Source organism: Escherichia sp. WS547, assembly GCF_046486065.1.
GTDB classification, from domain to species: domain Bacteria; phylum Pseudomonadota; class Gammaproteobacteria; order Enterobacterales; family Enterobacteriaceae; genus Escherichia; species Escherichia coli.
The window spans coordinates 115,737-140,069 of record NZ_JBJQMA010000001.1; the positions used below are offsets into that span (position 1 = coordinate 115,737).

Sequence of the window (24,333 nt, forward strand, 5' to 3'; positions counted from 1 at the left end):
GGTAGCGGTAAAAGCGTGTTACCGCAATGTTCTCTCTTCTCTGGAATATGATACACCGCCGAGAAATCATCACCTTAACCTCTGATAATCGTCATATACCGGACAAGACTAGTGGATTTCAGCATGCATTATATGAAGTGGATTTATCCACGCCGCTTACGCAATCAAATGATCCTGATGGCAATCCTGATGGTCATTGTCCCAACGCTTACTATTGGTTATATCGTAGAAACGGAAGGACGTTCAGCAGTCTTATCTGAAAAAGAGAAAAAACTTTCTGCCGTGGTCAACCTGCTTAATCAGGCACTAGGCGATCGCTATGATCTCTACATCGACTTACCACGTGAGGAGCGTATCCGCGCATTAAATGCAGAACTTGCCCCCATTACCGAAAATATCACTCACGCCTTCCCTGGCATCGGCGCTGGTTATTACAACAAAACGCTGGATGCGATAATCACCTACGCACCTTCAGCGCTATATCAGAATAATGTGGGCGTTACCATTGCCGCAGATCACCCTGGTCGCGAAGTCATGCGTACAAATACCCCTTTGGTCTATTCAGGCAGGCAGGTGCGCGGCGATATTTTGAATTCAATGATTCCCATTGAGCGTAATGGTGAAATCCTCGGCTATATCTGGGCCAATGAATTAACCGAAGATATTCGCCGTCAGGCCTGGAAAATGGATGTGAGGATTATCATTGTGCTCACCGCCGGTTTGCTGATAAGCCTGCTGTTGATTGTCCTTTTCTCCCGTCGCCTGAGCGCCAATATTGATATCATCACCGATGGCCTCTCGACTCTGGCACAAAATATTCCCACTCGATTACCACAATTGCCCGGTGAAATGGGGCAAATCAGTCAGAGTGTTAACAACCTCGCCCAGGCACTGCGTGAAACGCGGACACTCAACGATCTGATTATTGAAAACGCTGCCGATGGCGTCATTGCCATTGATCGCCAGGGTGATGTAACCACCATGAACCCGGCAGCAGAAGTCATCACTGGCTATCAACGTCATGAACTGGTAGGGCAGCCTTACTCCATGTTGTTCGACAATACTCAGTTCTACAGTCCAGTACTGGATACGCTGGAACATGGCACCGAACATGTAGCGCTGGAGATCAGTTTTCCAGGCCGTGACCGCACCATTGAACTCAGTGTCACTACCAGTCGTATTCATAACACGCATGGTGAAATGATAGGTGCTTTGGTGATTTTCTCTGATTTAACTGCCCGCAAAGAAACCCAGCGCCGCATGGCGCAAGCAGAACGCCTCGCCACACTGGGTGAGCTGATGGCTGGCGTCGCGCATGAAGTGCGTAATCCGCTAACGGCTATTCGTGGTTATGTACAGATCTTGCGCCAACAAACCAGCGACCTAATACATCAGGAATATCTGTCCGTAGTACTCAAAGAAATCGATTCAATTAACAAAGTTATTCAGCAATTGCTCGAATTTTCACGTCCACGCCACAGTCAATGGCAACAAGTCAGTCTCAATGCATTGGTTGAAGAAACTCTGGTACTGGTACAAACCGCCGGCGTACAAGCGCGGGTCGACTTCATAAGCGAACTGGATAATGAATTAAACCCGATTAACGCCGATCGTGAACTGCTCAAACAGGTACTACTGAATATCCTGATCAATGCCGTCCAGGCTATCAGCGCACGAGGGAAAATTCGCATTCAAACCTGGCAATACAGCGACTCACAACAGGCCATTTCGATAGAGGACAACGGCTGTGGCATTGATCTCTCGCTGCAAAAAAAGATCTTCGATCCCTTTTTCACCACCAAAGCCTCAGGAACCGGGCTTGGTCTGGCGTTAAGTCAACGCATCATTAATGCCCATCAGGGTGATATTCGCGTCGCCAGTTTGCCGGGCTACGGCGCAACCTTCACGCTTATTTTACCGATCAATCCGCAGGGAAATCAGACTGTATGACTGCTATTAATCGCATCCTTATTGTGGATGATGAAGATAATGTTCGCCGTATGCTGAGCACCGCTTTTGCACTACAAGGATTCGAAACACATTGTGCGAACAACGGACGCACAGCATTACACCTGTTTGCCGATATTCACCCTGACGTGGTGTTGATGGATATCCGCATGCCAGAGATGGACGGCATCAAGGCACTCAAGGAGATGCGCAGCCATGAGACACGGACCCCCGTTATTCTGATGACGGCCTATGCTGAAGTGGAAACCGCCGTCGAAGCGCTACGCTGCGGGGCCTTCGACTATGTTATCAAACCGTTTGATCTCGATGAGTTGAATTTAATCGTTCAGCGCGCTTTACAACTCCAGTCAATGAAAAAAGAGATCCGCCATCTGCACCAGGCACTGAGCACTAGCTGGCAATGGGGGCACATTCTCACCAACAGCCCGGCGATGATGGACATCTGCAAAGACACCGCCAAAATTGCCCTTTCTCAGGCCAGCGTCTTGATTAGCGGTGAAAGCGGCACCGGGAAAGAGTTGATTGCCAGAGCGATTCACTACAATTCGCGGCGGGCAAAGGGGCCGTTCATTAAAGTCAACTGCGCGGCGCTGCCGGAATCGTTGCTCGAAAGTGAACTGTTTGGTCATGAAAAAGGTGCATTTACTGGTGCACAAACCTTGCGTCAGGGATTATTTGAACGTGCCAACGAAGGTACTCTGCTCCTCGACGAAATTGGCGAAATGCCGCTCGTACTGCAAGCCAAATTACTACGCATTCTGCAGGAACGGGAATTTGAACGGATTGGCGGCCATCAGACCATAAAAGTTGATATCCGCATCATTGCTGCCACCAACCGCGACTTGCAGGCAATGGTGAAAGAAGGCACCTTCCGTGAAGATCTCTTTTATCGCCTTAACGTTATTCATTTAATACTGCCGCCTCTGCGCGATCGCCGGGAAGATATTTCCCTATTAGCTAATCACTTTTTGCAAAAATTCAGTAGTGAGAATCAGCGCGATATTATCGACATCGATCCGATGGCAATGTCGCTGCTTACCGCCTGGTCATGGCCGGGTAATATTCGAGAGCTTTCCAACGTCATTGAACGCGCCGTCGTGATGAACTCAGGCCCGATCATTTTCTCTGAGGATCTTCCGCCGCAGATTCGTCAGCCAGTCTGTAATGCTGGTGAGGCAAAAACAGCCCCTGTCGGTGAGCGTAATTTAAAAGAGGAAATTAAACGCGTCGAAAAACGCATCATTATGGAAGTGCTGGAACAACAAGAAGGAAACCGAACCCGCACTGCTTTAATGCTGGGCATCAGTCGCCGTGCATTGATGTATAAACTCCAGGAATACGGTATCGATCCGGCGGATGTATAACGCCAAAACTTGCTATGCAGAAATTTGCACAGTGCGCAATTTTCTGCATAGCCGCTCATTCTCCTTATAAATCCTCATCCAATTTATCCCTTCATATTCAATTAGTTAAATAACAAAACCCAATAATCTCATTCTGGCACTCCCCTTGCTATTCCCTGACTGTACCCACAACGGTGTATGCAAGAGGGATAAAAAATGAAAACAAAATTGATGACATTACAAGATGCCACCGGCTTCTTTCGTGACGGCATGACCATCATGGTGGGCGGATTTATGGGGATTGGCACTCCATCCCGCCTGGTTGAAGCATTACTGGAATCTGGTGTTCGCGACCTGACATTGATAGCCAATGATACCGCGTTTGTTGATACTGGCATCGGTCCGCTCATCGTCAATGGTCGAGTCCGCAAAGTGATTGCTTCACATATCGGCACCAACCCGGAAACAGGTCGGCGCATGATATCTGGTGAGATGGACGTCGTTCTGGTGCCGCAAGGTACGCTAATCGAGCAAATTCGCTGTGGTGGAGCTGGACTTGGTGGTTTTCTCACCCCAACGGGTGTCGGCACCGTCGTAGAGGAAGGCAAACAGACACTGACACTCGACGGTAAAATCTGGCTGCTCGAACGCCCACTGCGCGCCGACCTGGCGCTAATTCGCGCTCATCGTTGCGACACACTTGGCAACCTGACCTATCAACTTAGCGCCCGCAACTTTAACCCCCTGATAGCCCTTGCGGCTGATATCACGCTGGTAGAGCCAGATGAACTGGTCGAAACCGGCGAGCTGCAACCTGACCATATTGTCACCCCTGGTGCCGTTATCGACCACATCATCGTTTCACAGGAGAGCAAATAATGGATGCGAAACAACGTATTGCGCGCCGTGTGGCGCAAGAGCTTCGTGATGGTGACATCGTTAACTTAGGGATCGGTTTACCCACAATGGTCGCCAATTATTTACCGGAGGGTATTCATATCACTCTGCAATCGGAAAACGGCTTCCTCGGTTTAGGCCCGGTCACGACAGCGCATCCAGATCTGGTGAACGCTGGCGGGCAACCGTGCGGTGTTTTACCCGGTGCGGCCATGTTTGATAGCGCCATGTCATTTGCGCTAATCCGCGGCGGTCATATTGATGCCTGCGTGCTCGGCGGTTTGCAAGTAGACGAAGAAGCAAACCTCGCGAACTGGGTAGTGCCTGGGAAAATGGTGCCCGGTATGGGTGGCGCGATGGATCTGGTGACCGGGTCGCGCAAAGTGATCATCGCCATGGAACATTGTGCCAAAGATGGTTCAGCAAAAATTTTGCGCCGCTGCACCATGCCACTCACTGCGCAACATGCGGTGCATATGCTGGTTACTGAACTGGCTGTCTTTCGTTTTATTGACGGCAAAATGTGGCTCACCGAAATTGCCGACGGGTGTGATTTAGCCACCGTGTGTGCCAAAACAGAAGCTCGGTTTGAAGTTGCCGCCGATCTGAATACGCAACGGGGTGATTTATGATTGGTCGCATATCGCGTTTTATGACGCGTTTTGTCAGCCGGTGGCTTCCCGATCCACTGATCTTTGCCATGTTGCTGACATTGCTAACTTTCGTGATCGCGCTTTGGTTAACACCACAAACGCCGATCAGCATGGTGAAAATGTGGGGTGACGGTTTCTGGAACTTGCTGGCGTTTGGTATGCAGATGGCGCTTATCATCGTTACCGGTCATGCCCTTGCCAGCTCTGCTCCGGTAAAAAGTTTGCTGCGTACTGCCGCCTCCGCCGCAAAGACGCCCGTACAGGGCGTCATGCTGGTTACTTTCTTCGGTTCAGTCGCTTGTGTCATCAACTGGGGATTTGGTTTGGTTGTCGGCGCAATGTTTGCCCGTGAAGTCGCACGCCGAGTTCCCGGTTCTGATTATCCGTTGCTCATTGCCTGCGCCTACATTGGTTTTCTCACCTGGGGTGGCGGTTTCTCTGGCTCAATGCCTCTGTTGGCTGCAACACCGGGCAACCCGGTTGAGCATATCGCCGGGCTGATCCCGGTGGGCGATACTCTGTTCAGTGGTTTTAACATTTTCATCACTGTGGCGTTGATTGTGGTGATGCCATTTATCACCCGCATGATGATGCCAAAACCGTCTGACGTGGTGAGTATCGATCCGAAACTACTCATGGAAGAGGCTGATTTCCAAAAGCAGCTACCGAAAGATGCCCCACCATCCGAGCGACTGGAAGAAAGCCGCATTCTGACGTTGATCATCGGCGCACTCGGTATCGCTTACCTTGCGATGTACTTCAGCGAACATGGCTTCAACATCACCATCAATACCGTCAACCTGATGTTTATGATTGCGGGTCTGCTGCTACATAAAACGCCAATGGCTTATATGCGTGCTATCAGCGCGGCAGCACGCAGTACTGCCGGTATTCTGGTGCAATTCCCCTTCTACGCTGGGATCCAACTGATGATGGAGCATTCTGGTCTGGGCGGACTCATTACCGAATTCTTCATCAATGTTGCGAACAAAGACACCTTCCCGGTAATGACCTTTTTTAGTTCTGCACTGATTAACTTCGCCGTTCCGTCTGGCGGCGGTCACTGGGTTATTCAGGGACCTTTCGTGATACCCGCAGCCCAGGCGCTGGGCGCTGATCTCGGTAAATCGGTAATGGCGATCGCCTACGGCGAGCAATGGATGAACATGGCACAACCATTCTGGGCGCTGCCAGCACTGGCAATCGCCGGACTCGGTGTCCGCGACATCATGGGCTATTGCATCACTGCCCTGCTCTTCTCCGGCGTCATTTTCGTCATTGGTTTAACGCTGTTCTGACGGCAACCCTACAGACAGAAGGAATAAAAAATGAAAAATTGTGTCATCGTCAGTGCGGTACGTACTGCTATCGGTAGTTTTAACGGTTCACTCGCTTCCACCAGCGCCATCGACCTGGGGGCGACAGTAATTAAAGCCGCCATTGAACGTGCAAAAATCGATTCACTACACATTGATGAAGTGATTATGGGTAACGTGTTGCAAGCCGGGTTGGGGCAAAATCCGGCACGTCAGGCACTGTTAAAAAGCGGGCTGGCAGAAACGGTGTGCGGATTCACGGTCAATAAAGTGTGTGGTTCGGGTCTTAAAAGTGTGGCGCTTGCCGCCCAGGCAATTCAGGCAGGTCAGGCGCAAAGCATTGTGGCGGGGGGTATGGAAAATATGAGTTTAGCGCCCTACTTACTCGATGCAAAAGCACGCTCTGGTTATCGTCTTGGAGACGGACTGGTTTATGACGTAATCCTGCGCGATGGTCTGATGTGCGCCACCCATGGTTATCATATGGGGATTACCGCCGAGAACGTGGCCAAAGAGTACGGAATTACCCGAGAAATGCAGGATGAACTGGCGCTACATTCACAGCGTAAAGCGGCAGCCGCAATTGAGTCCGGTGCTTTTACAGCCGAAATCGTCCCGGTAAATGTTGTCACTCGGAAGAAAACCTTCGTCTTCAGTCAAGACGAATTCCCGAAAGCGGATTCTACGACTGAAGCGTTAGGCGCATTGCGCCCGGCCTTCGATAAAGCAGGAACAGTCACCGCCGGGAACGCGTCTGGTATTAACGACGGTGCTGCCGCTCTGGTGATTATGGAAGAATCTGCGGCGCTGGCAGCAGGCCTTACCCCCCTGGCTCGCATTAAAAGTTATGCCAGCGGTGGCGTGCCCCCCGCATTGATGGGTATGGGGCCAGTACCTGCCACGCAAAAAGCGTTACAACTGGCGGGGCTGCAACTGGCGGATATTGATCTCATTGAGACTAATGAAGCATTTGCCGCGCAGTTCCTTGCCGTTGGGAAAACCCTGGGCTTTGATTCTGAGAAAGTGAATGTCAACGGCGGGGCCATCGCGCTCGGGCATCCTATCGGTGCCAGTGGTGCTCGTATTCTGGTCACACTATTACATGCCATGCAGGCACGCGATAAAACGCTGGGGCTGGCAACACTGTGCATTGGTGGCGGCCAGGGAATTGCGATGGTGATTGAACGGTTGAATTAATCAATAAAAACACCCGATAGCGAAAGTTATCGGGCGTTTTCTTGAACATCGACGGCGAAGGTAACCCCATTAATCACCAGTCAAAACTTTTCACCAGCGTCAGCTCGCCAGCATTACGCATCGGTACAATAAATGTTTCCTGTTTCTCATTGACCGATCCTTCATCGGTGATCAACGTCAGTTGGGCGGTCGTCAATTCCGTTTCGCTGCGTCCGCCATAGTAGTTGATATACACCTGATAACGTCCGTGAACTGGCGCTGGCATGGCGAAAATCTCGGGTCCGTACCCCGTCGTGACATCCATATCCAGTGCACCACTGTTTTTCAGCACGGTGTTACCGTACCAGGCGTGTTCGCCATCGGGCGTAACAACGTGAAGGTCGAGATCGGTATTGTCCGTGTCCCAGGAGAGAACCAGCCGTAAACGCGCGCGGATCGCTCCAGCGCCCGGCGTTGAGTAAAACTGCATTTTTTGTCGGCTTTGCCCATCCGGGCTGATGACCTGCACGCTGTTGCTGCCTTCAGTGAAAATATAAGGGCGTGCAAATGAACCATCGGATTCAATTCTCTGCGGCATACTGGCACCGTTGACCACCAGCCGGCCCTGCTGAACTTTACCCGCCGCAGCATAATTCTTTATTTTGCCGCGGATCTGCGCTGAGATATTTTGATCATCTGCCATGTTGACGGACGACGCCGGGTAATTGATCGATTGTGAAAAACTGGCATCTTCGCCCTCTGCCTGATGCCAGCCAGAGAGCGGTGCATCAATCTCGACTTCCTGCACACCTTCGCCATGGGCAACAGGCGAAAGCGCCACCAGTAACAACGGAAGAAAAATCTTTCGCATAGCATTAGTCCATTAATAATTGTCGGGTCAGCGTTTCGATATAGTTCTCATCAAGCCCGGTGGGATAACCATCAAAGGCCAGATGCAGATACTCATGGGTTAAATCGAGCCGATCCTGAAGCGTAAAGAAGTTACGAATAAACAGCCGTTTCTGCTGCCGAACGGTATAGGGGAAACCTGAGACTAAACGGCAAACCGCAAACACGTCTGGTTCGTTGTACCCCGTCTCACCTTGTAATATACGCCGCCACTGCGGCATTTTTTTCGCCAGCCAGGCTTTCGCTTTGGGTAATAACTGGCAGGTTGAGCGTGGCGCTCCCCAGCGGCTAAGGCTGTTGTCGGGATAAGCAAACGCGAGTATCTGGTCGTAACGCTCCCCCTGCCCCGCCTGGGCCATGGCTTGCCGCCAGGAAAGCGTCCCTTCGGTAGCGCGACTGCCGTGATAATGAACCGGATCGCCCGCATAGATGAGATCCTGCGTCCAGGCGGTCATCGTTCGCGCCCCCGTGGTCGCTGGCGAAGCAGAAACACGCTGCGTGGCGCTACTGTCGGGGATGGTCAGGCAATCGCCTTCCCGATTGGCGTTTTGCTGTAAAAAAGTGCGAATCGCCACGGTCATGGCTTTCGCTGCCTCAGGGGGCGTACTTTTCGCCTCGCGATCCAGAACTCTGGCAACGTACTCTTCACGATCAAGATGCGACTGCAATTTCAGTTTGCCCTTTTCGCTCAGTAAGGTCGTCTCACCGTGGCTGACAAACGTAATGTGGTTACCATTAGTAAACGTCACACGATAGCGCCCATTAAGTACGCCGGGTTTTACTGCCGTCGTACTCTTTTCCGCTGTGATTTTCTTCAGCGGATAGCGGGCAAACAGTTCCACCTCTACACATTGCCCACTGGCAACCTGCGTCGGCACTGGCAAAACTCGATTAAGCACCGTCGCATAACGGGTCAGTACCGTTTTGCTGGTGCCACTGCCAGTAACCCACAGCGGTGTACCATCGGTTAACCAGCCGGCAAAACCACCCTGACGGATTTCCTGTTTATCATCGGCAAACCAGCTCCAGGTTTTCACCCGTACCCGACTACCGAGCATGGATGCGACACCGATTTTCGCCTCGTCCAGCACCACATCCAGTAAGACTTCCTGAGCTTTGTTTTGCGCAGGTAACGTCGCTAATGAATCAAGCAGCGATTTAACCGTTACCGAGGTTTCTGGCTTCAGCGTAGTAAGAGACGCTAACCACGCAGGTGCCTGACGCTGTTGCCAGTATTGCCCCCACATATCTGCGCTAATATGCAACCGCTGCGGCGCAAAATAGAGCCCACAGGAACGTACCAGCGCGGTATCGCGCGTTATGCTCTCCCCAGCCTGACAACAATAAACCTCTTCCGGGGAGTTTCCACGACACTGGTAGGCCTGCTCCGGTTGATGGGTATCCTCCAGCCAGGCGTAAACATACAGTTTCCACAAACTCCCTAACGGCGTGGTGAGCATGTCAGGTAATGCTGAGACTTTGGTCACGCCTGATGACGACAGCTGATACAGTTGATCGTGCTGCGCACCGCGCAGCACCAGTTGTAACGGCGTCTCCTCCGCAAGCGTTGGCAGAGTAACCAACGCCAATAGCCAGACGATTCTGCGCCAGTTCACTTATTTCACCTGCATCCCGGTCCATTCACTCCCTGCCGCAACACTTTGCTGTGCAGGTGCATAGGAACGCACATAACGAGCAGGAGGCAGAACGAATTGCCCTTTTTGCGAGAAGCGCAGCAAATGGCGGAAAGTGACCGTTCCCGTCAGTTCTTTCACCGGCACCATATAGGCCAGTTCGCCCATTTCATTTCGCGCTTTTTCCAGCAATTGCCCCTGCTGTTTCGCGGCGTTGGGTTTATTGATCGAAATGCCCCATGTTGTGCGCTCAACATCGGCTCCCGGCGGGAGCGGTACTTCCACCTGACCGTAGCGCAGAACGGCATCCTGCTCGCTGGTAAGCGTAATTTCATCGAGATACAGCGCATCGCTGTCAATCTCATTGCTGGTCACCGGCTGCAGAGTAAAGCTCATCTCTTCTTCACCGGGGATAAGCCGATACAACTGGCGTTCAACGGTCACCGGAATGTTACTTTGTTGAGTCGTTTTTGCCGGTTCACGCCAGCGGACCTGCACATTTTGCGGCGATAATTCGTCACCAAAAGAGAGAATGTCCGGCACGCCCTGACCAACCCAACGCCAGTATTCGCCCCCTCCAGTTAACTTATGTTTGGCCCATGCGCCCGCAGGCGCAGGCAAAACAACTGGAGGCATTGTCGCCATATATTTCGCCAGCCAGTTCATGGCCAGCGCGCGTTCAATAGTGGATTGCTCAGCGGTCAAACCACTTAAAATAGCAGCCGCCTGGGTAGCGTCGCCCCCGCTATTGAGCAGCACAACTGTGTGCGCCAGCGGCTGATTGCTGTTTGCCGCTTTATCCCACGCGTATTGCTGAATCTGTGGCATCACAGTGGACTTCAACTGCGCTTTTTTCAGCAACATCATGGTTAAGACGTGTGCCACCGCATCTGCCAGTGGAGATTCCGGTGTATCGAGGATCAGGCTGTCATTGATATCGCGGGTGTCTTCCTCAGAGAAATCTTCAGTTTTAGTTCCGCGCCGGGCGATAGCTTCATCCAACCCTTTCAACAACGTTTTGCACGGCAGATTCATCTCCTGTGCCCACGCCAGCACCAGCGCGCGATGCAATAACGGCATGTTATCTGCCTGCTCCGCGTAGCTGTCGAGCATATGCTGCCAGTATTCCGGTTGTTGCGTTACGCCGAGCGCCTGGCTGTCCTGCCAGTCGGCGTACCATGCCCATGCCGTCAGGAAGGCGTCGCCATTGCCATCTTCCCCCCACCAGGTAAAGCGCGCACCGGGCCCCGCCAGTTGCATCAGCCGCAGACGGTTATCCTGAATCATCTGACGAATGTCGTTAGCGGCGGCACTTTGATGATCGGCAAGCGAACGCCAGGCGAGACTGAGCGGGATCAGACGGCTACCGGTGTTGATCACGCCACCCCACGGTTCATCGACTAACGCATCAAGATTGTTACGGAAAATCTCCTGCGGCGTTTCGCTACTTTGTAGCCGGATATTGCTCGCCTGCTCGGGCAACATCAGCGCGTTATCGCCACCGCCGAGCATGACATTTTTCTGCTGTTCAACGGGCCAGCTGTTATCCACAAAAAACAGTTTTGTGCTAATGCTGTCCTGCACTTGCCCATTTTGTTGCAGTTCTGCGCTTAACAAGCCAGATTGCTGAATGTTCTGCGCCAGCGAAATATAATTCGCCCCTTTGTGCAGTGTCAGCGTCTGGCGCATCTCGTCGCCTGCAAACTTAGTCACCAGCGCCACCGGTTCGTTATCCTGCTGACTGAAGATAAACAGTCCTGCTGCCGGTTTGTCGCCCATGCGATACACCGTTGGCATACTCCACTTCATGTAGAGATTTTTTTCCGAACGAAGATAAGCACGCCCCTGCCCGACCAGCCCGTCGCCGTTCATCCCTCTGGCTGTAATGCGCCAACGGGTTAACGAATCAGGCATCAGGAACGTAAAATACGCTTTGCCTTGTTTATCGGTTGTGAGTGACGGCATCCATGCCGCGGTATCCACCTCTTCACGCCGTGGACGTTCAAGCATTTTTACTCGCCGCTCGCTGCGGTTGGTCGCGCCAGGCGCAACCGGCTCGCTGGAGAGCGCCTGGTCGTAGCTGATAAACGACAGACTGGAGCTGGTACGCACATTGTTACGCCCCAGCGGATAGAAAAATTTGCCGATATTCGGCGCGATTTCCGGTTGCAGCGCGTAGATCATTTCATCGACCACGCCAACCGTTAGCTGCGCAGAAACAGGTTTACCTTTCAGCGACGAGGTTAATTCGACATTGACCAGTTCACCGGGCTGGTAATGGGTTTTGTCCGTTTTCACCCGGATATCCAGCTGGGGAACGGCAACTTTGATCCCGGCGTTCTGAAAACTGTACTGACCGTTACGGGTATACAGCACCGAAAAAGTGATGTTAGGCGCAAAGGAATTGCTCACCGGTACGCGGGCTTCATACTGGGTATCGTTTAAACGTTGTAACGTCAGCCAGTTTGCCGGATGCGAAAGCAGCGACTGCTGTTCAACGCGATCGCGTTCCAGCGTCAATAATGCTTCATCAATTGGCTCCGGGAAGGTAATCAGCATCTTCGCGGTTTCGCCAGGCTGGTACAGCGTTTTATCTGCCACGATATCTACCGTACCAGTATGCGACGTGCTGCCCTTACCGCTGACTGCATGGCTTAACCCGGCGAGAGTTAAGCCGTCTTTATCGCGTAACGTCAGATTGTAGTTACCCGGTTTATCGAAATTGACGGTAAAGGATTTGCCACCAGAAGGTAGATCTCCGCTGTGGCTCGTGCGGTCTTCGAGACGCAACCATTCATACGTAACAGGAACCTGTTTTGAAGATTCCAGCGCGGCATAACGGAACACAACCGACTCGCCGCTATAACTGTATTGTGCGGCGGTACTTAAAGAGTAATGCGCCAGGCCGCGTTCAATGAGGATCTCTTTGGTAGTGGTAACTCGATACGCCGCGCCGTCACTGGCGGAGACGGTTAACAAATAACGGCTTGGTTTATCAGCGGCGGGGAGATTTAACGCCACATGACCGCTATCGTCGGACACCGTTTCACTGCCTTCCAGCGACACCGGGAAACGTCCGGCATAACGCAAATCGTTACCGACCATTGATAATTGCTGAGCGCGCAAACTTAACTGCACACGGGCATCTTTTACCGGCTCGCCATCCGGGTAGAGCAGTTGCAGTTTGCCGCTGACCGCTTCGCCAGTTTTGAACTCTTTTTTGTCGAGAGCTAAACCAATCTCGAAATGTGGCTTGATATAGTTGGCTACGCGAAAACTACTGCTATAGACCTGATTGCGGTAAGCAAGACGTAACTCATAACCTCCGGCAACGGCATTTTCTGGCAGGCGGAAACTCCCCTGCCCGCCATTACGCGCATCCAGCGTGACATTGATGGTTTGCAACAGACTGCCGTTGGCGTCCAGCACTGAAAGCTTCGCCGGGGCGCTAACGATGGGGGATGAATGCAACGGGTCGTGGAACTCGCGGCCCATCACTTTGACATCAACACGATCGCCTGCGCGATACAGAGGGCGGTCGGTGAAGATATACAAGCGGGTGTTGTAAATTTCGCTTTCGTAGAAAAAATTCTCGGAGACAAAAACGCCGCCTTCAGCATCTTTACCCAGAATGTATGAACGTTCCGGCGATATATGTTGTAACTGCAAGGTACCGCTGTCATCGGTCACACCGCGGGTCATCACGCCAAGACCGTCAGTCCACAAGATCTCTGAGCCGGGCTTCGCTTCACCCTGTTTTTTACCCGCGGTCCACACCAGAAGCTCGTTACCTGACACTTTGCTAAGCGCCACGGTATCGGAAACAAACACCACCGTCGTCGCCCGATACCCACCAACCATCGCCTCGACGAGGTACAGTCCCGGCTCTTGTTTGCCGAGAGGAATATAGATGTTGCCCGGCTGCGGCGAGATGAAATTGCTGGATGCGCCTTCCAGTTTTACCCCTTGCTGCGGCTCGACCAGTTTAGCCTGCCATAATGGGTAACGGAACTGTTCCACCAGTGGATATTTTTTCAGCGGGGAAAACTGGCTGTTCTGTACATAACGGGAAGGTTTAATAATGGCATTACCGAGCTGTAATTCGGGTAACGCCTGAGTCACATTCTGCCGTGACTGAGAAGAGAAAGTACGCTGCATCACGCGGCGAGATTTGCCGTACCAGTTATCCCACAGCCAGGTCAGCGTATTGTTCAGCCCGTCGCCCAAATATTGCGGTTGCACCACAATGCGATGCAGGTTTTTCTGCTGGCGCAAAAATGCCATCGGGTCAGGAATACGATACAGGCGAACGTCCACGCCGCCGTACTCTTCCATCTGATAGCGTCGATAATCACGCCCCGGCGCTTCCAGTCGCACTTTCGCCTCTTCACTGCTGCTAAAACTGCTGTCAGCGAGCAAAAAGAATGTTCCCCCGGCGGGCGGCGCATAGTTGCTGGAAGGAAGCGAATCATCAGCATTGGCAAGCCCTGTTCCCACAAGAGACAGGGACAAGCACGCTGCTATCGCGCCAGAAAATTTAAACGATAAATGCCAATGAAATTGGGATTGGAATCGTTGGGTATCCATCGGGTGTCCTTCCATGTCATAAGTTGTTGCAGACTGACTGCGCGCATTCCGTTGTCAGTTTTCGTGGCGCTTCCGGTGTGGTAGATGACGTAACGCCCCATCCAGACCATTAAGTGCTGGGCATCGCCCTGATCGAAAAAAATCATATCGCCAGGCAGCGCCTGGTTTATGTCCTGGCCAATAAACTGGCTGTTGTACTGAATCAAATTAATCGCGGTCACGTAGGGGCCGGTTTTCCCGTTCCCCTGATTCCAGTTTTGCGCCAGTTGACGCTGTTCAGGTGTTAGCGTCATTTCAGGCGGCAAATACTGACTTGCTATACCGTTACTTTTTAGCCATTTGCTGTCGTGAATTTTCAGCGCCTCGTTCGCCGAAAATCGCACCAGGCCCGCACAATCCTGCTGATACCAGCGCGGACTTGGCCCCTGGCGGAGCTGTTCCTGTGCAATGCGCACAAACCAGGCGCGAAACAGCCCCGACTGTTCGACATTCAGCATTTCGCTATGGGCAACAACACAACACAGCCAGCAAATCAGCGCCAGCAGCCCGTGCCTCATAGCGGCTGCCAGGTTATGGGTAGCCACTGCCAGGCGGCACCGGGTTCCATCTGGGCCAGCTTCATGACATAACGCGGTTGTTGAGATAAAGCGTCCAGCTTCGGCATTAATAAAGTTTGTGCGGCGTTATAAAAAACCGGTTCGAGATTCTTCGGCAGACTGGTCAACGTTTCGTTACGCAGCAGTTTCGCCACGCCTTGTGGATTGATATAGAGCGGAACGATGCCATCAGTGGGTATTACATCCACCATTGCCGGACGGGTTTTATTCAGTGTTTGCAGGGCGTTATTAACCAGCGTGTCATCGAGGGAGAAAAGCAGCGTTTTGTTTTGCATCGCCAGCGACACGCGGAAAAAATAATCCGACATTAATTGATCGGGTTGCGCCGCCTGTGTTTTCGGATACTGACCGTATCGGGAACTCACTTCGCGACGCCAGATTTGCGCTTCGCCCTGCTGAGTCTGGTTTACCGGCAAAACACCTTCTGGCGCTTTGCTTTCGTGCGCACCAATATTTTGCGTAAACAGTTTCCCAGGCAGTTGTGCCTGTTCGGCTGAGCCATCAAATTGACCAACAAATAACGGGGTTTGTAATTTTGAGTCTTCATACCAGCACAGCCCGGCTGCACCATCTAACGCCCCGTTCAGCTTGTCGTTTTCCTGGCTGATGTGCGAAAGCATCTCTTCGGCAATACCATGCGAATACGGCACCGCCACACAGAAGCTGGCCCCGGCAGGCATACTGTTCCATACCGGCGTAAAATCGAAACTGGCATCTACGCTGGCGGATTCATCATTTAACGCCACAAAGCTATGCCAGCCGTCGTTGCTCATTTCGAAGCGTACGCCAGCAAAAGAAGGCATTAATCGCTGGTAGCCAAACCCCAGCAACCTGGCGCTGACCACGATGCGCTGGCGTACTGGCGTTTTTTCAGCAGCACGCTCTTCCAGGCCAAAGCTGGCTTGCCAGCGTTTTTTACCGCTCAACAAATCACTTGCGATCGCCGTGGCTTCGGTATCCTGCTGGTCATCTTTAAACAGCATATCCGTGCTGGAAAATACCAACATCTTGTCCTGATAAGTCGCGAACATCAGGGCGTTATTGCCGTTATAGCGCAACTGATAAACCGGGATGGTTTCACTATTTAGCTTAATACTACTGATTTCCGTTTTGCTTAACTGGCTGTCGCTGGTAGCGGCAAACAACAATGGCTCCAGCAGTTTGCTTAAACCACTGCGCTGGATCAGCACCATGTAATGTGAAAGATGGCCTTGTTTATCGTGCCATAGCGCCGCCTGCGCGGGCTGATCTAAGAGTGAAGAAAAGAGCTTATCTTTCAGCGTGAGATCGTGTTCATAGACAATGCGGCGAATGCTGCCTTCAATGCCCAGACGATCGGCATGATTCTGATAATAGAAAACGAAATCTTCACTCAGAACATCGTGGAGAAACGGAATGGTAAGGAGATCTTTGGGAAGCTGGCTCAGAGAGTCGCTGTCGAGAAAGAGGTCCGGCTCATTGAGATCGATTTGCAGATTGTTGTGCACCACCAGCGGCGACAACGTTTTTTCTGGCCCACTGCCAGCATATTGCAACGCCCAGACGCCAGCGGAAAGCAGTGCTATTGCGCCAAAACCTACAAGACCATAGAACCGCCAGCCTTTCGCCTTTTTTTCACCACTCATTGCCACATTCCTTGTGTATAGCCAGCCATTTTTTACGAGCACAGCAAAACTTTACCGCGCCCTAATACGACAAAAGCCCAGACTTTGCAGCCTGGACTTTTCAATTCAAACAAGGGAGATAGCTCCCTTTTGGCATGAAGAAGTAAAATTATTCTTCTTCTGGCTCGTCGTCAACGTCCACTTCCGGAGCGATTTCATCGTCCCCTTCCGCGGCACTGCCGTCGATGGTATCCAGATCTTCCTCGTCAACCGGTTCAGCAACACGTTGCAGACCCACTACGTTTTCATCTTCCGCAGTACGGATGAGGATCACGCCCTGGGTGTTACGGCCCACGATGCTGATTTCCGAAACGCGAGTACGTACCAGCGTACCGGCATCGGTGATCATCATGATCTGGTCGCAGTCATCTACCTGCACCGCGCCAACCACTAAACCGTTACGTTCGGTAACCTTGATGGAGATAACCCCTTTCGTCGCACGCGACTTAGTCGGGTATTCCGCCACTGCGGTACGTTTACCATAACCGTTCTGCGTTGCGGTGAGGATTGCGCCATCGCCACGAGGCACGATCAGAGAGACGACTTTATCGCCTTCGCCTAAACGAATACCGCGAACACCGGTGGTGTTGCAGCCCATCGCACGGACAGAAGACTCTTTAAAGCGCACCACTTTACCTTCGGCGGAGAACAGCATTACTTCGTCTTCGCCGCTGGTCAGGTCAACGCCGATCAGCTCATCGCCTTCAACCAGTTTGATCGCCACTTTACCGGCGGTACGCAGACGGTTGAATTCGGTGAGGACGGTTTTCTTCACAGTACCGTTAGCGGTCGCCATGAAGACTTTCACGCCTTCTTCAAACTCGGTCACCGGCAGGATCGCGGTGATACGTTCGTCCTGCTCCAGCGGCAGCAGGTTGACAATCGGACGACCGCGCGCGCCACGAGTGGCTTCCGGCAACTGATAGACTTTCATCGAATAGACGCGACCACGGCTGGAGAAGCACAGAATATGGTCGTGGGTGTTCGCCACCAGCAGTCGGTCAATAAAGTCTTCTTCTTTAATACGTGCGGCAGATTTGCCTTTCCCGCCACGACGCTGCGCTTCGTATTCAGAAAGCGGCTGATACTTCACGTAGCCCTGGTGAGAGAGCGTCACAACCACATCTTCCTGAGTGATCAGATCTTCCAGGTTGATGTCTGCGCTGTTGGCGGTGATTTCAGTGCGACGTTTGTCACCGAACTGTTCACGAACCAGTTCCAGCTCTTCGCGGATCACTTCCATCAGACGATCGGCACTGCCAAGAATACGCAGCAGTTCTGCGATCTGATCCAGCAGCTCTTTGTATTCGTCGAGCAGTTTTTCATGCTCAAGACCGGTCAGTTTCTGCAGACGCAGATCCAGAATTGCCTGGGCTTGCTGTTCGGTCAGATAGTACAGACCATCGCGCACGCCGAACTCTGGCTCCAGCCATTCCGGACGCGCAGCATCGTCGCCAGCACGTTCCAGCATCGCGGCAACGTTGCCCAGCTGCCACGGATTAGCCACCAGCGCAGTTTTCGCTTCTGCAGGCGTCGGCGCATGACGGATCAGTTCGATGATCGGGTCGATGTTCGCCAGCGCCACGGCTAATGCTTCAAGGATATGAGCACGATCGCGAGCTTTACGCAGTTCGAAAATAGTACGACGGGTCACCACTTCACGGCGGTGACGAACAAACGCCGCGATGATGTCTTTCAGGTTCATGATCTTCGGCTGACCATGGTGCAATGCCACCATGTTGATACCGAAAGAAACCTGCAACTGGGTCTGGGAGTAGAGGTTGTTAAGCACAACTTCACCAACCGCATCGCGTTTCACTTCAATCACGATGCGCATACCGTCTTTGTCAGACTCGTCACGCAGCGCGCTGATGCCTTCCACGCGTTTTTCTTTTACCAGTTCCGCAATCTTCTCGATCAGGCGCGCTTTGTTCACCTGATACGGAATTTCATGGACGATAATGGTTTCACGTCCGGTTTTGGCGTCAACTTCCACTTCAGCACGGGCGCGGATATATACCTTGCCGCGACCGGTACGGTAAGCTTCTTCAATACCGCGACGACCATTAATGATTGCCGCCGTCGGGAAGTCCGGCCCCGGGATGTGTTCCATCAGCCCTTCAATGCTGATGTCTTCATCATCGATATACGCCAGACAACCGTTGATAACTTCCGTCAGGTTGTGCGGCGGGATGTTGGTTGCCATACCTACGGCGATACCGGAAGAACCGTTCACCAGCAGGTTAGGAATTTTGGTTGGCATGACGTCGGGAATTTTTTCCGTGCCGTCATAGTTATCAACGAAATCGACCGTCTCTTTTTCGAGATCGGCCATCAGTTCATGGGCAATTTTCGCCAGACGGATTTCCGTATAACGCATTGCCGCCGCAGAGTCGCCGTCGATGGAACCGAAGTTACCCTGACCGTCTACCAGCATGTAACGCAGCGAGAATGGCTGCGCCATACGGACGATCGTGTCATAAACCGCCGAGTCACCATGGGGATGGTATTTACCGATTACGTCACCAACGACACGGGCAGATTTTTTATAGGCTTTGTTCCAGTCATTGCCTAGTACGTTCATGGCGTAAAGTACGCGACGGTGTACCGGCTTCAGGCCATCTCGGACATCTGGCAGCGCACGGCCAACAATGACCGACATCGCATAATCCAGATAGGAGCTCTTCAGCTCTTCCTCAATGTTGACCGGTGTAATTTCTCTCGCAAGGTCGCTCATCTAACCGCTATCCCTCTACTGTATCCCGGATTCAAAGGTCGCAAATTATAACACAGCCGCGCAGTTTGAGGTAAACCTATACGCTTTATTCACATCCAATGCCTGATATACTCGTTTGTCTTGCCAATTACGGAGTAGAAGTGCCAATGAATGCCGAAAAATCGCCGGTAAACCATAACGTAGACCACGAAGAGATCGCTAAATTTGAAGCCGTCGCCTCCCGCTGGTGGGATCTTGAAGGTGAGTTCAAACCGCTGCACCGCATTAACCCGCTGCGTCTGGGCTATATTGCCGAGCGTGCTGGCGGTTTATTTGGCAAAAAGGTGCTCGATGTCGGTTGTGGCGGCGGCATTCTGGCCGAGAGTATGGCGCGCGAAGGTGCGACGGTGACCGGTCTGGATATGGGCTTTGAGCCATTGCAGGTGGCAAAGCTGCACGCGCTGGAAAGCGGCATTCAGGTGGATTACGTGCAGGAAACCGTGGAAGAGCACGCGGCAAAACATGCCGGGCAGTATGATGTGGTGACCTGCATGGAGATGCTGGAGCACGTGCCCGATCCGCAGTCAGTGGTCAGAGCCTGTGCGCAACTGGTGAAACCGGGCGGCGATGTCTTTTTCTCGACGCTTAACCGCAACGGCAAGTCATGGCTGATGGCGGTGGTTGGCGCGGAATATATTTTGCGCATGGTGCCCAAAGGCACGCACGACGTGAAGAAATTTATAAAACCGGCAGAACTGCTTGGCTGGGTAGATCAGACAAGCCTTAAAGAGCGACATATAACCGGGTTACATTACAACCCGATCACTAATACTTTTAAACTCGGCCCCGGCGTCGATGTGAACTATATGCTGCACACGCAGAATAAATAAAATTGTTAGCCGGATAAGGTGCTCGCACCACATCCGGCTACAATGCCGGGCGCAAAGCAGCTACCATTTCACCGTCATCGACAAAAACCCTGCCGTCTGGGCAAAATCATCACTCCCTTTCTGCCACGCCACGCTACCACGCAGGGACACTCGCTGACTGATATTGCCCGTGACTCCCACTTTTATTTCACCCCGTTGTTTTACCGCTTCGTCACTGATAGTGCTGCCATCTTCTTCAATTTTCGTCGAATGGGGATCGTAATAATAATTCAGATCTAATGTTGGTGTGACATGAACAGCGGTACGCCATTCGCTGTGTAAACCCAGCCGCGTCTGAATATCATCGCCCTGTGATTGTGACACGCGCGCATGGTTAGCGGCTGTAAAATCATCCTGCTGCACGCCCTGATAAATCACCTGCGCCTGTGGTTCAATCACCACTCCATGCCCCGGTAACCACTGATACCCGGCTTCCAGCGAGGCGATAATCCCCGATGAGTGGTAATGATCCACGCCATCTTCATGTTCGGAAACATCATTGTTAAACCACGCGTATTGCAGCCAGCTATCCAGCCAGGCCCCCTGCTTCTGATTACCGTGCTGAAACCAGCTTGAGGTCAGACCAACGGCATAACCGTGGTTCTGGTTATCGGCGCGAGTTCCGGTCATATTCGAGCGGCTGTCGCCCTGGTTATCACTGTAGCCACCAACCGCCCCAAGCATCCACTCGCCATCCGTGCCCCAGCGCCCGCTAAACAAGTCGCCGCTAAGCTGCACCGTAGAAGTGTCTTCATGCTGAGCCAGTTGCCCCGCTGCTGTGTAATGATAATCTCCGCCGATAACACGTAAATTCAGCGTCTGACCATTGCCACCAGCGTGATCGTGTCGCTCCATCACAAACGCCTGATTTGCCGCCCGCAGGTTATTAAAATATCCACCAACTTTGGCATTCAACACCGGCTGATAAGCAGGCGTAGGGTCCGGGGCCGGGTCGGGTGTTGGATCAGGATCCGGCGTGGGATCAGGATCGGGAGTCGGGTCTGGATCAGGTGGCGATGGTGGCGTTACTTCTTGCGATCGCAGATACCAGTCGTTGTTATCTTCCACCAGCGTGTAGTCATACGCTCCCATATTGACGTAGCCGCTGCCCGCCAGACTGAACTGCGCATTGTTTTGAAATTGCGTTGGATCGGCTGCGAAATCAACCACTTTAATGCCTGTCGATGTCGGCTCACCAATACCCGTAATGGGATTAATTACCACGGTCGTGTTGCCAGCAGTATTACCGTTCAACACCAGTTGGTCACTTGCCGAGTCATCGCCGTTTAATTCGCTATCGAGCAGTAGCGTACCACCGCCAGTATAATCACCGTTTACCCTCAGCGTGTCGCCAGCGACGCCATTTTGCAGGCTGACCGCACCGGACGTATTGGTCAGATTGCCATTAACTGTTACGTCGGAAAGATAAGTCAGGCTGTCAGTTTCAAGGTTGGTATTAAGCTCACCTGTCAACGTCACGCCATCGGTGGTATTCACCAGCGTCCCATCGCCGTTAAACAGTGAGGCATTAAGGGCGACGGAAGTATCCTGCCCGGTCAGGCGCAAAACCGTACCATCGCTGATGTCGATAGTGCCGCTGGAAGTAGCATCAATTGACTGAATATCCTGATCCGCGCCAGTAACGAACGTTGCCCCGTCACCGACCCACAGCGACGAAGCATAAGGGAAGATATCCGCAACATCGCCTTGCAGCGTGCCTTCTTCGACACGTACCGCCGACTGCGTCGTACCGCTGGCGGTCAGTTCCAGCGTACCCGCCCCCGTTTTCGTCAATGTGCTACCCTCATCCTGATGCTGCCCGCTGCTGTCAGCCATCAGTGCGCCCCACTGCGTGTCTACCCCCGCATCAACTGCCACTTCACCGTCGGCGCGCATTTCAATATCACGCCCATGCTCAGTCGTTGTAGAGCGAGTATCGACATTGGCAGTAATCTCCATCACGCTTTCTTGTTGATTATCGGTAAAGATAACCTGGCGGTTGTAATGGGTATCTCCAAGCTGCGAGTTGTCGCTCACCACCAGCGTACCGGAAGCGATTTGCGTGGTGCCCAGGTAACTATTATTGTTTGCCAGGCTAATCAGCCCGTCGCCCGCATCGACCACCACGTAGACGCCATCTTTCCCGTCGCCGCCGATATGCATATTGTTTCCGCCTGCAAGATCTACCACATCCTGACTGCCGATAACCGTTCCGCTGCTGCCGCTGACTGCAAGGCCATCGTTGTATGATGTGCCGCTCTGCCAGGTGGCGAAATCAGAGAGATCAAGCACACCGCCGTTTAACACGATCGACTGCGGATCGTCCTGGAGAGCGGCAAGATCTGCCGCGTCGCCTTCCAGCGTAAGCACCGCGCCATCATCAACGACTATATCGCCAGTTAGCGCCATCGACTGTGCCCCTGCCAGCACGTAGCTGCCGTTTTGCGCAATGGTGAGCTGACCAGCACCTTCGATGGTGCCAGCAAAACTGCCTTGATTAACAGTAACATTGCCACCAGCATCGATATTTAAAGTGCCATTCTGAAAGCCCGTCAATGCGTGCACAAAAGTTTGTTGGGTCGAGCCAACGTTTAGCTCAGCCTGATTCTGATACTGATCAATACTCCCTATCGTCAGACCGTAGCAGTCTTGCGGATCGTCCTGGCAATGCGTATCGCCGACATTCATCAGGGAGTTGCTGCGGCCCAGGGTAACTTCACCGTTTTCTATCTGCATCTCGCCAGTAAAGTCATTGTTATTTGCATTAAGTACCAGATCGCCGGAACCTGTTTTGGTGATTACCCCGGTACCAGCAATAGAGTCAACAGCTCCGTCATTCTCTGTATTGCCGATAACCAGCGTTTTTCCGTCGGCAATATCAAAGGTAACTTCACTTAAGCCGAGATACATAAAGCCGCCCGCCGCAGTGGAAGGACCATCCCCATAACCTGCTGCGCTGTTGTTCTCATCCACTAACACGCCGTTGTTCTGGCTGTAGCTGTCATCAACTGAAATATCAATAAGATAGGGAGCCGTCACGCTATTGGTATAAATCGCCCCACCATATCCCTCAGCAGAGTTATTTGTAAATGCGGTGTTATTTATTATTGTGAAACCTGACGGATGCGTGATATTGCTATTATTATCGGTGACATCGATTGCCCCTCCATCGCCATCACTGTAACTTGTTGATGTATATGCCTGGTTGTTATCAAAAATAACTTCACTTAAATAGACGTCATTGTTGATGGTATAAATTGCACCACCTTTGCCGTCATTAGCGATGTTATTGCGAAACACGGCGTTAGTGACACGTAAATCGACGACACCGGTATCGTTAGTACCAGAAGAATAGATTGCGCCACCATAGCCACCTGCAACGTTATCGGAAAAAATAACATCAGTAAGATTCAGCGTTGAGTTTTCTTTAGCAAATATTGCCCCGCCGTTATTATATTCTCCTGAGACAGTATTATTGGCAAACAGAGTCATTCCAGTTTCATTTTCTGGCGATAGAGAAAACTCCGCTCCTTGTTGCAAAAATACGGCCCCACCGCTGGCGTTATTGTTCATATCCGAAAAAACCAGCCATTGCCCATCGGCGATGCTCCAGTCCTGCGTAATGCCTGAAAGGCTTTGCCTGCTGGCGTGACAACTCGCTTTGATATCATATCCCTGACATGAATCAATGACCGCCGCGACACCGTTAGCAGAGAAAAGAGATGCAATCATTGACGGGAGTAAAGATAAATACTCCTTGCGTAGAAAAATAATCCGCATATTAATCTGACCATCATTTTCTATAAGACGGCATATTTAATCGCATTATACGATATGGGTTATTTTTCTTTTGTAAATTGTTCAACCCGGTGCAATGGCTATTTTGTTATTATTTCATGAATAATATCAGTGCGTCATAATTCA

The 24,333-nt window shown here is 52.1% G+C and carries 14 protein-coding genes; 7 read left to right on the forward strand and 7 right to left on the reverse strand.

What is annotated here, in order from left to right; translation table 11 throughout:
- Nucleotides 1–123: 123 nt before the first annotated feature.
- From atoS to atoB, 6 genes are all read left to right on the forward strand, one after another.
- Nucleotides 124–1,950 (forward strand): two-component system sensor histidine kinase AtoS, encoded by a 1,827-nt coding sequence (gene atoS / locus ACJHWK_RS00515; RefSeq protein WP_000559127.1) that lies wholly within the window; start codon nt 124–126, stop codon nt 1,948–1,950.
- The gene (gene atoC, locus ACJHWK_RS00520; protein ID WP_000125281.1) at nt 1,947–3,332 is read left to right on the forward strand and encodes an acetoacetate metabolism transcriptional regulator AtoC; all 1,386 of its coding nucleotides are present in this window, start codon (nt 1,947–1,949) and stop codon (nt 3,330–3,332) included. Before atoS ends, atoC begins: the two co-directional genes overlap by 4 nt.
- Nucleotides 3,333–3,527: 195 nt before the next feature.
- Entirely contained in the window at nt 3,528–4,190 is a 663-nt protein-coding gene (gene atoD, locus ACJHWK_RS00525; protein WP_000850534.1) for an acetate CoA-transferase subunit alpha, read from the forward strand.
- Nucleotides 4,190–4,840, forward strand: coding sequence for an acetate CoA-transferase subunit beta (atoA, locus tag ACJHWK_RS00530; RefSeq protein ID WP_000339064.1), 651 nt, complete (start codon nt 4,190–4,192; stop codon nt 4,838–4,840). The genes atoD and atoA overlap by 1 nt, the downstream gene beginning before the upstream one ends.
- Entirely contained in the window at nt 4,837–6,159 is a 1,323-nt protein-coding gene (locus ACJHWK_RS00535) for a TIGR00366 family protein (RefSeq protein WP_000580275.1), read from the forward strand. The genes atoA and ACJHWK_RS00535 overlap by 4 nt, the downstream gene beginning before the upstream one ends.
- 30 nt (nt 6,160–6,189) lie before the next feature.
- On the forward strand, nt 6,190–7,374 hold the full coding sequence (gene atoB / locus ACJHWK_RS00540; protein ID WP_410234788.1) for an acetyl-CoA acetyltransferase: 1,185 nt from the start codon (nt 6,190–6,192) through the stop codon (nt 7,372–7,374).
- A 73-nt stretch (nt 7,375–7,447) separates the two neighbouring features.
- Here atoB and ACJHWK_RS00545 read toward each other — a convergent pair whose 3' ends face one another.
- The 6 genes from ACJHWK_RS00545 to gyrA form a co-directional block, all read right to left on the reverse strand.
- Nucleotides 7,448–8,224, reverse strand: a complete 777-nt coding sequence (locus ACJHWK_RS00545; RefSeq protein ID WP_001225828.1) for a YfaP family protein — start codon at nt 8,222–8,224, stop codon at nt 7,448–7,450.
- A 4-nt stretch (nt 8,225–8,228) separates the two neighbouring features.
- Complete coding sequence (locus ACJHWK_RS00550; RefSeq protein WP_001520880.1) at nt 8,229–9,878, reverse strand: YfaQ family protein; 1,650 nt, start codon at nt 9,876–9,878, stop codon at nt 8,229–8,231.
- Nucleotides 9,879–14,393 carry an alpha-2-macroglobulin family protein gene (locus ACJHWK_RS00555; RefSeq protein WP_410234791.1) on the reverse strand — a complete coding sequence of 1,505 codons (4,515 nt, stop codon included), beginning with the start codon at nt 14,391–14,393 and terminating at the stop codon, nt 9,879–9,881.
- Nucleotides 14,394–14,416: 23 nt separating this feature from the next.
- Nucleotides 14,417–15,040, reverse strand: a complete 624-nt coding sequence (locus tag ACJHWK_RS00560) for a DUF1175 domain-containing protein (protein WP_001322734.1) — start codon at nt 15,038–15,040, stop codon at nt 14,417–14,419.
- Entirely contained in the window at nt 15,037–16,725 is a 1,689-nt protein-coding gene (locus ACJHWK_RS00565) for a DUF2138 domain-containing protein (RefSeq protein ID WP_001520882.1), read from the reverse strand. The genes ACJHWK_RS00560 and ACJHWK_RS00565 overlap by 4 nt, the downstream gene beginning before the upstream one ends.
- A 148-nt stretch (nt 16,726–16,873) precedes the next feature.
- Nucleotides 16,874–19,501 (reverse strand): DNA topoisomerase (ATP-hydrolyzing) subunit A, encoded by a 2,628-nt coding sequence (gene gyrA / locus ACJHWK_RS00570; protein WP_001281251.1) that lies wholly within the window; start codon nt 19,499–19,501, stop codon nt 16,874–16,876.
- 146 nt (nt 19,502–19,647) lie between these two features.
- Here gyrA and ubiG point away from each other — a divergent pair, with 146 nt between their 5' ends.
- Nucleotides 19,648–20,370, forward strand: coding sequence for a bifunctional 2-polyprenyl-6-hydroxyphenol methylase/3-demethylubiquinol 3-O-methyltransferase UbiG (gene ubiG, locus ACJHWK_RS00575; RefSeq protein WP_000990765.1), 723 nt, complete (start codon nt 19,648–19,650; stop codon nt 20,368–20,370).
- A 60-nt stretch (nt 20,371–20,430) separates the two neighbouring features.
- On the opposite strand, the gene yfaL is transcribed toward ubiG, so the two are convergent.
- Nucleotides 20,431–24,189, reverse strand: a complete 3,759-nt coding sequence (gene yfaL, locus ACJHWK_RS00580) for an AIDA-I family autotransporter adhesin YfaL/EhaC (protein WP_021517215.1) — start codon at nt 24,187–24,189, stop codon at nt 20,431–20,433.
- Nucleotides 24,190–24,333: the final 144 nt, after the last annotated feature.